Origin of the sequence: Faecalibacterium sp. Marseille-Q4164 (genome assembly GCF_017377545.1) — a bacterium.
GTDB classification, from domain to species: Bacteria; Bacillota; Clostridia; order Oscillospirales; family Ruminococcaceae; genus Faecalibacterium; species Faecalibacterium duncaniae.
Map to the genome: position 1 here is coordinate 214,085 of NZ_JAFREJ010000002.1, position 14,202 is coordinate 228,286.

Here is a 14,202-nt window from a genome sequence, read left to right on the forward strand (position 1 = left end):
ACCTCTGTGAAAGCTCTGCCCAAATTTTGTGACAAGCCTTGTATCGGCCCGGGCAGAGTGTATAATTGATATGAATTTGTAACTTTCGACCCAAAACGTCAGGAAGGAGCAACCCCTTTTGATCGAAGAAAAAACAAAGGAGCCGCAGAGCCAGGCTCCTGCAGCGCCGGTAAAGGGCAGAGAAAAACTGCGAAGCTTCTGGGCAAAGGTCCAGATCTCCGGCCTGCTGCGGCGGCACCGTTTCCGCCGCAAAACGCAGCGGCACATGAATGATGTGGCCAAAAAGCTGCGGGCCAGTGCCGTGGTGCTGGCAGTTGGCGAGGCATTTTATGCACTGGGCTTTGCGGCAGAGTACATGGTGGTGCGCACAGGGCGCGGCATTGCTGCCGTGGCCCACAGACTGGCCCGCTGGTGCAGGAATGCCCGGCATACCATCATTGCAACAGCCTTTCCCGGTGCGGCGCAGATGTTCAAGGATCTGCTGGCACCGCTTTACCTGTTCTTCAAGGGCCTCGGCGCTGTGGCGGCCCACGCCAACGACGTGCGCCGGGAGCGGGGCTTTGGTGCTTCCGTAAAAGCGGCCGGGCGCTATTTTGTGGGCGGGCTCAAGCGCAACCTGAGCCTGCTGCCCCGGACAGCAATGTACATCCTGCCCCTGTGTATGCTGGCCGTGTTCGTCACGGTCTGGAACAGGACGATGGCCCAGCCCTATGCGCTGGCTGTGCAGGTGAACGGCCAGACCGTTGGCTATGTGGCCAATGAGGAAGTGTTCAACCTCGCAAAAGAGGATGTGATGCAGCGCATCAACTACGCCGGTTCGGACAAGACCGAGCTGACCATCGAGCCGACCTATACCATCTCCGTGACCCACAAGACCATGGACGAGAGCGAGACGGCGAACGCCATTCTGCAGAGCGCCAGTGACCAGATCAGTGAGGGCACCGCCCTGTATCTGGACGGGGAACTGACGGCAGTCAGCTCCGATGGTGACACCCTGCGCAGCTATCTGGAGAGCTTGCTGGCCCCCTACGAGGATCAGACGGACGAGAATATCAGCGTGGGCTTTAACAAAAATGTGACGCTGGAAGATGGAATCTACTTCAACGACAGCTTTGAGGATGACAATTCCATCGAGAATATGCTGACCGGCGTGCAGCAGCAGGAGAAGATCTATACGGTCAAGGCGGGCGATACCCTGTGGGCCATTGCCCAGAAGAACGACCTGACCTTCCGGGAGCTGTGTGCCCTGAATACGAATTTCAAGGGTGCTCCCCTGACCGAGAACTCCAATATCCAGGAGGGCGACCAGCTGATCGTGACCAAGCAGGAGGCTCTGCTGGAAGTCCGCATCACCAAGGTGGAGACGCGGGAGGAGGAGATCCCCTTCGGCACCGAGACCACCCAGTCCAACGAGTACACCAAGGGTACCACCAAGACCCTGCAGGAGGGCCAGAACGGCCTGCGCCGCGTCACCATGCAGAACGTCTACGATACCAATGGCGCGCTGCTGGAGCAGACCATCCTTTCCACCGAGACCATCCGGGAGCCGGTGAACAAAAAGGTGGTCGTTGGCACCAAGAAGGTCACGAAGTACGGTGCGGCGGCATACATCGGTGGCAGCGGTCAGTTCATCTGGCCTGTGCCGGGCTACCGCAACTGCTCACGCTGGTATAGCAGCGGCCATAAGGGCGTGGATATCTGTGCCTCTGCCGGTACGCCCATCTATGCATCGGCGGGCGGCACTGTGACCAAGGCGGGTTATAACAAGGCCGGTGCCGGTACGGGCTATGGCTACTCCGTGATCATCAGCCACTCCGGCGGCTATACCACGGTCTATGCCCACTGCCTGTCTCTGGCGGTCAGTGCGGGCCAGACCGTGCGGCAGGGTCAGCTGATCGGCTATGTGGGCAGCACGGGCCGCTCTTCCGGCAACCACTGCCACTTCGAGATCCGCCGCAACGGCTCGTACATCGCACCGCAGAGCGTGTTCTCCGGAAAGCGATAAATCAGAACAGAACCTCTCCGTCAATGCTTCGCATTGCCACCTTTCCTAATAGGAGAGGCAAGAGAGCGGAAGCGTAAACTTGGCTCCCCTATCAGGCAACAACGACGACCGCCGCCAGTGGCGGATGAAGGGAGGCGTTGTTGGGGCAGCGGCCAGCAGGACACGAGTGCAATACTTTGCACGAAGTGGACGCTGGGAGCCGCAACTCGTATGCTGGCGTGAAGCGCCTGAGAGGTTTATTTTACAAACAAAAAAGGAGAATGATTATGGCAACACCCCACATCAGCGCTGAAAAAGGCGATTTCGCAAAGACCGTCCTGATGCCCGGCGATCCGCTGCGGGCAAAGTTCATTGCGGATACCTTCCTCAAGGATGTCCGCCAGGTCACCGGTGTCCGTGGAATGCTGGGCTTTACCGGAACCTATGAGGGCCGCCCCATCAGTGTGATGGGCAGCGGCATGGGAATGCCCTCCATCGGCATCTACTCCTACGAGCTGTACAAGTTCTACGATGTGGACAACATCATTCGCATCGGCTCTGCCGGCAGCTACACCGATAAAGCCAAGCTGTTCGATGTGGTGTTGGCTGCCGGTGCTGTGAGCGAGAGCAATTATGCCCGGGTCCAGAGCGGCTTTGAGGGGGACCTCACCCTGCCCAGCCAGACCCTGAACGACAAGCTGCGTGCTTCTGCCGCAAAGCAGGGCATCCCCCTGATCGAGGGCAACATCCATTCCTCCGATGTGTTCTATCGCCAGCCCTCCGATGAAAAGCCCACCTACTGGGAAAAGCTGCGGGATGATCGCGGCTGCCTGTGCGTGGAGATGGAGAGCTTTGCCCTCTTCGCCAACGCTCAGGTTCTGGGCAAGAACGCCGCCTGCCTGCTGACCATCTCCGACAGCTTTGTCTCCCCGGAGATCACCACCGCCGAGCAGCGTCAGACCAGCTTCACCAACATGATGAAGGTCGCACTGGGCGCGGAGTACTGATTTGCATTCACAAAAAGGGTTGTTGTCACACGACAACAACCCTTTTATGTTTTAAGTGTCACTATAATGTCCGAAACAGGATGCGATAATGATATTGCCGTCCTGCTCTTTATAAACAATGCGGTGCGTATCGTCGATGCGGCGGCTCCACCATCCACTCAAATCACCTTTTAAGGGCTCGGGTTTTCCAATGCCCTCGTAGGTGTTCCGCTGGATGTCTTTCAGAAGTGTGTTGATACGCTTCAGCAGCTTTTTGTCTCGCGTCTGCCAAAGGCAGTAGTCCTCCCATGCTTCCTCTTCCCAAAGCAATCTCATTTAATCTACCTCGATCAAATCGTGCTCAGTGAGTTTGGCTTTTCCGGTATCGATGTCGTGGACGATCTGGCGGAGATGATTGATGTTGCTTTCCGAGTAGAACGGGTCGGCGGAAACCTCAAAGGGAATGCGGTGCTCCCGGGAAACTTTTTTGGCGAAAATCGTGAATGCCGTTGTCATAGAAAGTCCCATCTCGGCGCAAACCTCTTCCATGCTGCGTTTCAGGTCTGGGTCCATCCGGAAGTTCACATTGACTGCATTTGCCATTCTAATACACCTCCTTCTTGATTCTATTATATGCGTCTGTAATGAAAAATGCAAGAACTTTCGTTACATAATAAATGGATAACGAGAAATCTCTTGAAGAATTTGAGAACACGCCGTATAATTGAAGTGCAAAAGAGGGGATGAAAGATGAACGACTTTCAACCAAATCAGGATATCTGCCTTGTACCTTATTACCCAGCCTATGAAATTGCCCTTCCGTGGTATCAGGACGCAGAACTGTGCCATCATGTAGATAATCAGAATCGCATTTATGACCTGCCTATCCTGAAAAATATGTACCAGTATCTGGATAGTCATGGTGATTTGTTCTACATTGAATATAAGGGCATTCTGTGCGGAGATGTATGCTTGCAGACAAGCGGAGAAATTTCGATTGTGGTCTGCAAAGAGTATCAGAATCGGCACATTGGGAGAACAGTGATTGGGAAGATTCTTGCACTGGCAAAAGAGAAGAAATATCCGCAATGCTATGCAGAAATTTATTCCTTCAACAAGCAGTCCCGCAAAATGTTTGAAAGTATAGGATTTGTTCAGAAAGACGCAGAAACGTTTGTTTATACTTTAGAATGAAAAGGAGGCCCCTATGACCAATCTGACTTTAGACGAAAAGAAAGCCCTGATCCGGATGGCACTGGAAGCCCGGGAGCAGGCCTATGTGCCTTACTCCGACTTTATGGTGGGTGCTGCCCTGCGGGCCGAAGATGGCCGCATCTTCACCGGCTGCAATGTGGAAAACGCTGCTTTCACCCCCACCAGCTGCGCTGAGCGCACGGCCCTGTTCAAGGCGGTGAGCGAGGGCGTGACCCGCTTCACCGACATTGCCGTGGTGGGCTCCCGCCGCGGCGAGGTGAACAAGCAGATCACCTCGCCCTGCGGGGTCTGCCGTCAGGCGCTGTTTGAGTTCGGCGGACCGGAGCTGAATGTCATCATGGCAAAGACCCCCGATGATTTCATCGAGCGCAGCATGGACGAGCTGCTGCCCTTCGGCTTTGGCCCCTCCAACGTGGCGGGCAACAAAGCCGTGGAAGGGTGAGGCGGGAAGCGGATATTTTGCCAAAATTGGCAAAGTAGTACGACTTTTACGCGAATTTTACAAAAAATCTGTAAAGATTTTGTAATCGGAAATACCTTGCTTTCCTCACATGACCCGGCTATACTTGGGTCAGTAAATGTGCAAGTGTGCGCATTCCCTTTTTAAAGCGCAATTTTTAATGTATAAAAAGGAGACTTTTCTTATGATGATTTCTCGTCGTAACTTCCTGGCTGTGGCTGGCGCTGCAGCTGCTGCCGCTGCTCTGACCGCCTGCGGTGGTTCTTCCTCTTCCACCAGCACCGCTTCTTCCACTGCTTCCTCTGCAGCTTCTGAGGCTGCCAGCAAGATCACAAAGGTCGCTCTGACCTGCGATACCGGCACGATCGATGACGAGAGCTTCAACCAGGCTTGCTGGAGCGCTGTTTCCAGCTACATGGGCGATGACTGCCAGTACTACATCCCTGAGGCTGACGCTTCCGATGAGGACCGTGAGACCATGATCCGTCAGGCTGTCAACGACGGCGCTGAGGTCATTGTCTGCGTCGGCTACCTGTACGGCGCTTCTCTGGCATGGGCTGCTGAGCAGTACCCCGATGTCAAGTTCATCGCTATCGACGTGACCCAGGGCGATATCGGCACCGATGAGATCCCCTCCAACTGCTACTGCATCACCTTCAAGGAGGAGCAGGCAGGCTATCTGGCCGGTTACGCCATCGCCAAGGACGGCAAGACCAAGCTGGGCTTCCTGGGCGGCATGGCTGTGCCCGCTGTCATCCGTTACGGCTACGGCTTTGTGCAGGGCGCTGATGCTGCTGCTCAGGAGCTGGGTCAGAACATCGACATCAACTACTTCTACGGCGGCCAGTTCTACGGCGATGCCAACATCACCTCCCGTATGGAGGGCTGGTACTCCAACGGCACTCAGGTCGTCTTTGCCTGCGGCGGCGGCATCTACACCTCCGCTGTTGAGGCTGCTCTGAAGAACAACGGCTACGTCATCGGCGTTGACGTTGACCAGAACTACATCGGTGCAAACGGCGTTGCTGACGGCACCTATGCTTACAACCCGTTCATCACCTCTGCTATGAAGGGCCTGTCTGAGGCTGTTTCTACTTCTCTGTCCGACATCGAGGCAGGCGAGTGGAGCACCATCGCAGCAACCAACGGCAACTTTGGTCTGGAGGACGGCGATTACGTCGGCCTGCCCACCGCTGAGGACAGCTGGAACTTTGAGACCTTCACGGTTGAGGAGTACGAGGCGCTGAAGCAGAAGATCGCTTCCGGCGAGATCGTTGTTGACAACAGCTCTGATGACGCTACCAAGCCCACCGTCAGCGAGTTCACCAACGTCACCTACATCCAGTAAAATTTGAACAGTCCGCAAGGGCTGCAGGGAACGACCCTCTCCGTCATTGCCGCCAGGCTTTGACGGAGAGGGTCGTTTTTGTCTCGCGAAAAATCGTGCAGCTTGCACAAAAGTAATACTTATAAGAGTACATCCCGCCAAAAAATCAAAAAGAAGTGTGCAAAACCGCAAAAATACGGTATAATGGTACACAGAATAGTATAGGTGTCGATTTGACACGAAAGGAGAGTGAGCAGATTGGCAGAGGATTTTGTGATCGAGATGCTCCACATTACCAAGGAGTTCCCTGGAATCAAGGCAAACGATGATATCACCCTGCAGCTGCGCAAGGGCGAGGTACATGCCCTGCTGGGCGAAAACGGCGCTGGCAAAAGTACGCTGATGAGCGTGCTGTTCGGCTTGTACCAGCCGGAGGCCGGTAAGATCCTCAAGAACGGCAAGGAGGTCGCCGTCCGCAACCCCAACGATGCAAACGCGCTGGGCATCGGCATGGTGCACCAGCACTTCAAGCTGGTGGAATGCTTCAGCGTGCTGGATAACATCATTCTGGGCGTGGAACCCAATAAGCTGGGCTTTTTGCAGAAGGCTGAGGCCCGCAAGAAGGTCGTGGCCCTGAGCGAGAAGTACGGCCTGCGTGTGGACCCCGACGCACTCATCAGCGATATCTCTGTTGGTATGCAGCAGCGTGTTGAGATCCTGAAGATGCTCTACCGCGACAACGAGATCCTGATTTTTGATGAGCCCACCGCTGTTTTGACCCCGCAGGAGATCGACGAGCTGATGGAGATCATGCGCGGGTTCAAGAAGGAAGGCAAATCCATCCTCTTCATCACCCACAAGCTCAACGAGATCATGGCAGTGGCAGATCGCTGCACGGTTCTGCGCAAGGGCAAGTATATGGGCACTGTGGACATCAAGGACACCACCAAGGAAGAGCTTTCCCGCATGATGGTCGGCCGCGATGTTCAGCTGCAGGTGGACAAAAAGCCCGCTGCCCCCGGTGAGGTGGTGCTGGATGTGCAGAACGTTACCATGCACAATGCCCAGCACAAGAAGGATGCCGTCAAGAACGTCTCTTTCCAGGTGCGTGGCGGTGAGATCGTCTGTCTGGCGGGCATCGAGGGCAACGGCCAGACCGAGTTTGTCTACGGCCTGACTGGTCTGGAAAAGTTCAACAGCGGCAAGGTGCTGCTGGACGGCAAGGAGATCACCAACGAGAGCATCCGCCAGCGCTCCAAGGACGGCATGAGCCATATCCCTGAGGACCGCCACAAGCATGGTCTGGTGCTGGATTACAGTCTGGAGAACAATATGGTGCTCCAGCGCTACTGGCAGCCCGAGTTCCAGCACAACGGCTTTATCCGCAGTGAAAAGGTGCGGGAGTATTCCGATAAGCTGATCGCCCAGTATGACGTGCGCAGCGGCCAGGGCAGCGCCACCATCGTGCGCAGCATGTCCGGCGGCAACCAGCAGAAGGCGATCATTGCCCGTGAGATCGACAAAGACCCCAAGCTGCTGGTGGCAGTGCAGCCCACCCGCGGCCTGGATGTCGGTGCCATTGAGTATATCCACAAGCAGATCGTGGATGAGCGCGACAGGGGCAAGGCCGTGCTGCTGGTCAGTCTGGAGCTGGACGAGGTGATGAACCTCTCTGACCGGATCCTTGTGATGTACGAGGGTGAGATCGTGGGTGAGTTTGACCCCAAGACCACCACAGTCCAGGAGCTGGGCCTGTACATGGCCGGTGCCCGCAAGCAGGGAAAGGAGTAAGCAGAAATGAAAAACAAAAAACTTTCCCACAACGGGCTGCAGGGTTCTGTCACCAGCGTGATGGCTGCTCTGCTGTGTATCCTGATCGGTCTGGCTGTGGGCTTCCTCGTGCTGCTGGCCATCAACCCGGCCCACGCATGGGCAGACGGTTTTGTCCGCATCCTCAAGGGCGGCTTCCATGATGCCCCCTATGGTGTCGGCAAGGAGCTGGCCAACGCCGCGCCCCTGATCATGACCGGCCTTTCCGTGGGCTTCGCCTTCAAGACCGGCCTGTTCAACATCGGTGCAGCCGGTCAGTACACGCTGGGCGCTTACGGTGCCCTCTACTGCGCCATCATGCTCAAGCTGCCCTGGTTCGTCTGCCTGCTGGCTGCGGCCATTCTGGGCGGTCTGTGGGGGGCCATCCCCGGTTTCTTCAAGGCCTACTTCAACATCAACGAGGTCATTACCTCCATCATGTTCAACTGGATCGGCCTGTACCTTGTCAATGAGCTGGTCTACCAGAACGGCACCGGCCCCATGTATGATGTGCGCAACACCCGCACCCTGAACCTGGGCAAGAACGCGGATCTCGCCCAGTCTGTCATCCCGGACTTCGGCCTGAACAAGCTGTTCCAGACCAACAGCACCACCATTGCCATCTTCCTGGCCGCTGTGGTGGCCATCCTGATCTGGGTGGTGCTGAACAAGACCACCTTTGGCTATGAGCTGAAGGCGGTCGGCCTGAACAAGAGTGCTGCCCGCTACGCCGGTATCAACGAAAAGAAGAACATCATCCTCTCCATGGCCATTGCCGGTGCGCTGGCAGGCTTTGGCGCGGGCCTGTTCTACCTGTCCAACGTGGGCCAGTGGAACCCCCTGAACTCCACCAGCCTGCCCGCCATGGGCTTCAACGGCATCTCCGTTGCCCTGCTGGCAAGCTCTAACCCCATTGGCACCATCTTCTCGGCCCTGTTCATCTCCCACATCTCGGTGGGCGGCACCTTCCTTTCCACCAAGTATTACCCCACGGAGATCGCCGACCTGATCAGCGGCATCATCATCTACCTGTGTGCATTCTCCATGCTGTTCCGCGGCAAGATCCAGAAGCTGCTGTTCAAGAATGCGGACAAGACCAATGTGAACGCAGAGCCTGCCCCGGCGGAAAAGGCCAACGCGAAGAAGGAGGGCAAGTAAGATGCTGCTTTTGATCAAATATACCCTGCTGTATGGCATCGTCCTGATGCTGGTGGCACTGGGCGGTATGTTCAGTGAGCACTCCGGCATCATCAACATCGCGCTGGAAGGCATCATGGTCATCGGCGGTGTGGCGGGTGTTCTGACCCTGACCATGCTTCCGGCCGACATGTCGCCGTTCCTGGTGGTGCTGATCTCGGTCCTGGTGGCTGCGCTGGCCGGTATCGTGTACAGCCTGCTTCTGGCCTTTGCTTCCATCAACCTGAAAGCGGACCAGACCATCGGCGGCACGGCCCTGAACCTGCTGGCCACCGCCATTGCCGTGGTCATTGCCAAGTATTTCAGCGACAGCGGCAGCGCCAAGCTGAACTATTCCAACAAGCCGTTCCTGTTCAGCATCGGCGGCCTGGAGCTGAGCATCTTTGTGCCGCTGGGCATTGTGCTGCTCGTCATCAGCTATGTGGTGCTGTACAAGACCCGCTTCGGTCTGCGCCTGCGCGCCTGCGGCGAACATCCTCAGGCAGCCGATTCTGTGGGCATCAACGTCTACAAGATGCGCTACGCGGGTGTGCTGCTTTCCGGTGCGCTGGGCGCTATCGGCGGTCTGGCCTATATCGTGCCCCCGGTGCAGACCTGGAACTTTGAGGTCGGCGTGGCTGGCGCGGGCTTCCTTGCACTGGCTGTTATGATCTTTGGCCAGTGGAAGCCCTTCAACATCTGTGCCGCCGCCATGTTCTTTGCCGTGTTCAAGAGCCTGGCAAACATTGCGGACTCCACCTTCCTGGCGCAGCTCCACTGGTCCAGCAACATCTATAACATGATGCCGTTCATCGCATCCATGATCATTCTGGCCTTTACCTCCAAAAACAGCATGGCCCCCAAGGCTGAGGGTATCCCTTACGACAAGGGTTCCCGCTGAGCGAGGTTTGTTCCAAGGGCGCAGCTGCTTTTCCGGGCAGCTGCGCCCTTGGTGTTCAAAACCCGACAAAGGAGACGGAATGTGGATTGCCTTTGTCAAAAAGTCTGTTATAATGGAATTTATTGAAAGTCATACTGTCAGACAGGAGAATTGCGATGCGTATTTATGATCTGATCGCGAAAAAGCGCGATGGCGGTACCCACACCCGGGAAGAGCTGGAAGCCATTGTCAACGGCTTTGTCAGTGGGGAAGTGGCCGATTACCAGATGGCCGCCTGGATGATGGCGGTCTACCTGCGCGGCATGACCAACGAAGAAACAGCCGAGCTGACGGACGTGATGGCCCACAGCGGCGTGATGGTCGATCTTTCCCCCATCCCCGGCATCAAGGTGGATAAGCACTCCACCGGCGGCGTGGGCGATAAGACCACCCTTGTAATCGCCCCTGTGGTGGCGGCCTGCGGTGTAAAGATCGCCAAGATGAGCGGCCGCGGTCTGGGCCATACCGGCGGCACCATTGATAAAATGGAGAGCGTGCCCGGCACCAGAACTGCCCTTTCGCAGGAGGAGTTCTTTGCCCAGGTGAACAAGATCGGGCTGTCGGTCATTGGCCAGAGCGAGGGCATTGCCGTGGCGGATAAGAAGATGTACGCCCTGCGGGATGTGACCGCCACGGTCAGCTGCATCCCTCTCATCGCCTCTTCCATCATGTCCAAGAAGCTGGCCTCCGGCTCCGATGCCATCCTGCTGGATGTGACCACCGGCACCGGTGCCTTTATGAAGACCGTGGACCAGAGCATTGAGCTGGCTGAGCTGATGGTCGCCATCGGCACCCACCATGGCCGCCGGGTGGCCGCCATGATCACCGATATGGACACCCCGCTGGGCCGCAACATCGGCAACAGCCTTGAGGTCATGGAGAGCATGGACGTGCTCAAGGGCAAGGGCCCTGCCGACCTGACCGAGGTCTGCCTGCAGCTGGCCGCCAATATGCTGGTGCTGGCAGGCAAGGGTACCCCGGCGGAGTGCCGTGCCATGGCACAGGCTGTGATCGCGGACGGCTCTGCCTTTGCCAAGTGCAAGGAGATGTTTGCGGCCCAGGGCGGCGACACCCGTGTGCTGGACGATTACAGCCTGTTTGAACAGCCTGCAGCCAGCTTTGAGCTGCTGGCCGAGCAGGATGGCTACATCGTGGCCAACGATGCCGAGAAGATCGGCTCTGCCAGTGTGCTGTTGGGCGCTGGCCGCCAGAAGAAGGGAGACCCGCTGGACTTTGCGGCCGGCATCACCCTGCACAAAAAGCGCGGCGACTATGTGCACAAGGGCGAAAGCCTGGCCACCTTCTATGGTGCGGCAGATAAGTTTGAAGCCGCTGCTGCGGAGTACCGCAGCGGTCTGGTCTATGGTGCGGAAAAGCCCGAGGAGGCCCCGCTGGTCTACGCCCTGGTCACCAAGGACGGCGTGGAGCGCTACTGAGAAAGCATCCTTCCCGCAAGGCGGGAGGGACGGAAAGGACATTTTCTATGAAGATCATTCTGGTGGGCTGCGGCAAGGTCGGCACAGCGCTGGCACGACAGCTCAGCGAGGAAGGCCACAATGTCACGATCATCGATACCAACAAGGCCCGTGTGGAGCATATCAGCGAATCCTATGACGTGATGGGCATTACCGGCAACGGCTCCTCCATCACAACGCTGTCCGAGGCGGGAATCGAGGAGGCGGACGTGTTCATTGCAGTTACCGGCTCGGACGAGCTGAACCTGCTCTGCTGCATGTTTGCCAAAAAGGCGGGCCACTGCCACGCCATTGCCCGTGTGCGCAACCCCTCCTACAGCCATGAGCTGGACTTCATCAAAAAGCAGATCGGCATTTCGGCCATCATCAACCCGGAGATGGCGGCGGCGCGGGAGATCTCCCACCTGCTGCGCTTCCCCGGTGCCAGCAAGATCGATACCTTTGCGGAAGGCCGGGTGCGGCTGATCAAGTTCACCCTGACCGAGGCACAGGCACTGGACGGCGTGGCTATCCGGGAGATCCCCACCCGGCTCAAGAGCGATATCCTGGTCTGTGCCGTGGAGCGCAACGGCGGGGTCATCATCCCCAACGGTAATTTTGTGCTCCAGACCGGCGATCAGGTCACCTTTCTTGCAACGCAGGAAAAGGCCCACGAGTTCTTCCAGCGCATCCATCTGGCCGTGCGTCCGGTGCGCAATGCCCTCATCGTGGGCGGCGGTGCCATTGCCTTCTACCTGAGCCAGGAGCTGCTGGAAAACCATGTCCGGGTGCGGATCGTGGAGCGGGACCCTGCCCGCTGCGATGTGCTGGCCCAGGCCCTGCCCGAGGCACAGATCCTGTGTGAGGACGGCTCCAACCGCGAGTTCCTGCTCTCCGAGGGCCTGACCTCCACCGAGGCCTTTGTGGCCCTGACCAACATCGACGAGGAAAATGTCCTGCTGACCCTGTTTGCCAAGAAGCATTCCAACGGCAAGCTGGTCACCAAGATCAACCGCCTGGAATTTGATGATATCCTGGCCGGGCTTGATCTGGGCAGCATCGTCTACCCCAAGTACATGACCTGCGATTACATCGTGCAGTATGTGCGCGCTTTGCAGAACGAGGCAGGCAGCAACATCAAGACCCTGTACCGCATTCTGGACGACCGTGTGGAGGCGCTGGAATTTACGGTCCATGAGAAGAGCCGCGCCACCGGTGTGCCCCTGAGCCAGCTCCACCTGAAAAAGAACCTGCTGCTCTGCTGCATCACCCGCGGCAACGAGATCAAGATCCCGCGCGGCGGCGATGAGATCCAGGTGGGCGACAACGTTATCGTGGTCACGCTGGAGCACGGCCTGCATGACCTGCGGGACATCGTGGAAGATTAACGGAGGCGCGGCATGAATTATGCGATCGTTCTGCGGCTGCTGAGCTACATCCTCTATTGCGAAGCCGCGCTGCTCCTGCTGCCCGCCATGGCCAGCCTGATCTACGGTGAGTGGATGGTGCTGGGCGTGTTCCTGCTCACGGCAGCGCTTTCTGCGGTGGCGGGCGCTCTGCTCCACCGCATCAAGCCCAAGAGCCAGATCTTCTATATGCGGGAGGGCTTTGCCACCACGGCGCTCTGCTGGCTGCTCATCAGTGTGGTGGGCGCGGTGCCCTTTGTGCTCACGGGCAGCATTCCCAACCCGGTGGATGCCATGTTTGAGACCGTTTCCGGCTTCACCACCACCGGTGCCAGCATCCTGCCCGCCGTGGAGGACCTGCCCAGGGGCATCCTGTTCTGGCGCAGCTTCACCCACTGGATCGGCGGCATGGGCGTTCTGGTGTTCCTGCTCTCCCTGCTGCCCCTGACCGGCGGCTCCCATGTCAACCTGATGAAAGCCGAAAGCCCCGGCCCGCAGGTGGATAAGCTGGTGCCCAAGGTGCAGTCCACGGCAAAGATCCTCTATGGCATTTATTTTGGCCTGACTGTCATCGAGTTCGTGTTCCTGTTGTTTGGCGGGATGCCGGTGTTTGAAGCTCTGCTGACCTCCTTTGGTACAGCGGGCACCGGCGGCTTCGGCTTCCGCAATGACAGTTTTGCCAGCATGTCGCCCTATGTCCAGTGGGTCGTGACCATCTTTATGATCCTGTTTGGCGTGAACTTCAACGCCTATTTCCTGCTGCTGATGCGCCGCTTCCGCCGCGCTGCCGCTAGCGAGGAGGTGCGCGCCTACTTTGTGATCATCGGTGTGGCTGTGGTCATCATCACGGCCAACATTTACAGCATGTACAACGGCTTGGGCGAGGCCCTGCGCCACGCCGCCTTCCAGGTGGGTTCCATCATTACCACCACAGGATTTTCCAGCTGTGATTTTGACCTGTGGCCCACCCTCTCCAAGGAGATCCTTGTCATGCTGATGTTTGTGGGTGCCTGCGCAGGCAGCACCGGCGGCGGCATGAAGGTCAGCCGCCTCCTGCTGATGGGCAAGACTGTGGGCAAGGAGCTCAAGCAGGCCCTTCACCCGCAGGTGGTGGCCCCTGTCCGGATGGACGGCAAGGTGGTCAACCATGAGACCATCCGTGCCACCAATGTCTATGTGGCCGCCTACATCTTCATCTTTGCGGCATCCTTCTTCCTCATCAGTCTGGATGGCTTTGACATGGTGACCAACTTCACCGCCATTGCCGCCACGTTGAACAACATCGGCCCGGGCCTTGCCCAGGTGGGCCCCATGATGAACTTTGGCAGCTACTCCAACCCCGCCAAGCTGGTTATGATCTTTGACATGCTGGCGGGCCGTCTGGAGATCTTCCCCATGCTGGTGTTCTTTATGCCGGACACCTGGCGGCGGTTCTGAGCAAAATA

The 14,202-nt window shown here is 57.5% G+C and carries 13 protein-coding genes; 11 read left to right on the top strand and 2 right to left on the bottom strand.

Features of this window, described 5'->3' with window-relative positions:
- Positions 1 to 118 precede the first annotated feature (118 nt).
- Together J3352_RS04100 and deoD are read left to right on the top strand one after the other, a co-directional pair.
- A complete protein-coding gene (locus J3352_RS04100; RefSeq protein WP_156065528.1) occupies positions 119 to 2,005 on the top strand; it encodes a M23 family metallopeptidase in 1,887 nt (628 codons plus the stop codon).
- A gap of 266 nt (positions 2,006 to 2,271) precedes the next feature.
- The gene (deoD, locus tag J3352_RS04105) at positions 2,272 to 2,991 is read left to right on the top strand and encodes a purine-nucleoside phosphorylase (RefSeq protein WP_156065526.1); all 720 of its coding nucleotides are present in this window, start codon (positions 2,272 to 2,274) and stop codon (positions 2,989 to 2,991) included.
- Positions 2,992 to 3,042: 51 nt separating this feature from the next.
- Here deoD and J3352_RS04110 read toward each other — a convergent pair whose 3' ends face one another.
- Both J3352_RS04110 and J3352_RS04115 read right to left on the bottom strand, forming a co-directional pair.
- Positions 3,043 to 3,306 (bottom strand): Txe/YoeB family addiction module toxin, encoded by a 264-nt coding sequence (locus J3352_RS04110; RefSeq protein ID WP_097770344.1) that lies wholly within the window; start codon positions 3,304 to 3,306, stop codon positions 3,043 to 3,045.
- Positions 3,307 to 3,573 (bottom strand): type II toxin-antitoxin system RelB/DinJ family antitoxin, encoded by a 267-nt coding sequence (locus J3352_RS04115; protein WP_005931018.1) that lies wholly within the window; start codon positions 3,571 to 3,573, stop codon positions 3,307 to 3,309. It lies immediately after the preceding gene.
- A gap of 147 nt (positions 3,574 to 3,720) precedes the next feature.
- Between J3352_RS04115 and J3352_RS04120 the strand changes: the two genes are divergently transcribed.
- From J3352_RS04120 to J3352_RS04160, 9 genes are all read left to right on the top strand, one after another.
- The gene (locus J3352_RS04120; RefSeq protein ID WP_156065524.1) at positions 3,721 to 4,164 is read left to right on the top strand and encodes a GNAT family N-acetyltransferase; all 444 of its coding nucleotides are present in this window, start codon (positions 3,721 to 3,723) and stop codon (positions 4,162 to 4,164) included.
- A gap of 13 nt (positions 4,165 to 4,177) precedes the next feature.
- Entirely contained in the window at positions 4,178 to 4,627 is a 450-nt protein-coding gene (locus J3352_RS04125) for a cytidine deaminase (RefSeq protein ID WP_156065522.1), read from the top strand.
- 202 nt (positions 4,628 to 4,829) lie between these two features.
- Complete coding sequence (locus J3352_RS04130) at positions 4,830 to 5,993, top strand: BMP family protein (RefSeq protein ID WP_097773601.1); 1,164 nt, start codon at positions 4,830 to 4,832, stop codon at positions 5,991 to 5,993.
- Positions 5,994 to 6,254: 261 nt separating this feature from the next.
- Positions 6,255 to 7,763 carry an ABC transporter ATP-binding protein gene (locus J3352_RS04135; protein WP_097770474.1) on the top strand — a complete coding sequence of 503 codons (1,509 nt, stop codon included), beginning with the start codon at positions 6,255 to 6,257 and terminating at the stop codon, positions 7,761 to 7,763.
- A gap of 6 nt (positions 7,764 to 7,769) precedes the next feature.
- Positions 7,770 to 8,939, top strand: a complete 1,170-nt coding sequence (locus J3352_RS04140) for an ABC transporter permease (RefSeq protein WP_097770340.1) — start codon at positions 7,770 to 7,772, stop codon at positions 8,937 to 8,939.
- A gap of 1 nt (position 8,940) precedes the next feature.
- A complete protein-coding gene (locus J3352_RS04145) occupies positions 8,941 to 9,858 on the top strand; it encodes an ABC transporter permease (RefSeq protein WP_097770339.1) in 918 nt (305 codons plus the stop codon).
- A 155-nt stretch (positions 9,859 to 10,013) separates the two neighbouring features.
- Positions 10,014 to 11,333: a thymidine phosphorylase gene (locus tag J3352_RS04150; RefSeq protein WP_097773603.1), complete on the top strand. Its 1,320-nt coding sequence runs from the start codon at positions 10,014 to 10,016 to the stop codon at positions 11,331 to 11,333.
- A gap of 47 nt (positions 11,334 to 11,380) precedes the next feature.
- Positions 11,381 to 12,739 (top strand): Trk system potassium transporter TrkA, encoded by a 1,359-nt coding sequence (gene trkA / locus J3352_RS04155; protein ID WP_156065520.1) that lies wholly within the window; start codon positions 11,381 to 11,383, stop codon positions 12,737 to 12,739.
- Positions 12,740 to 12,751: 12 nt separating this feature from the next.
- The gene (locus J3352_RS04160) at positions 12,752 to 14,194 is read left to right on the top strand and encodes a TrkH family potassium uptake protein (RefSeq protein WP_005930985.1); all 1,443 of its coding nucleotides are present in this window, start codon (positions 12,752 to 12,754) and stop codon (positions 14,192 to 14,194) included.
- Positions 14,195 to 14,202: the final 8 nt, after the last annotated feature.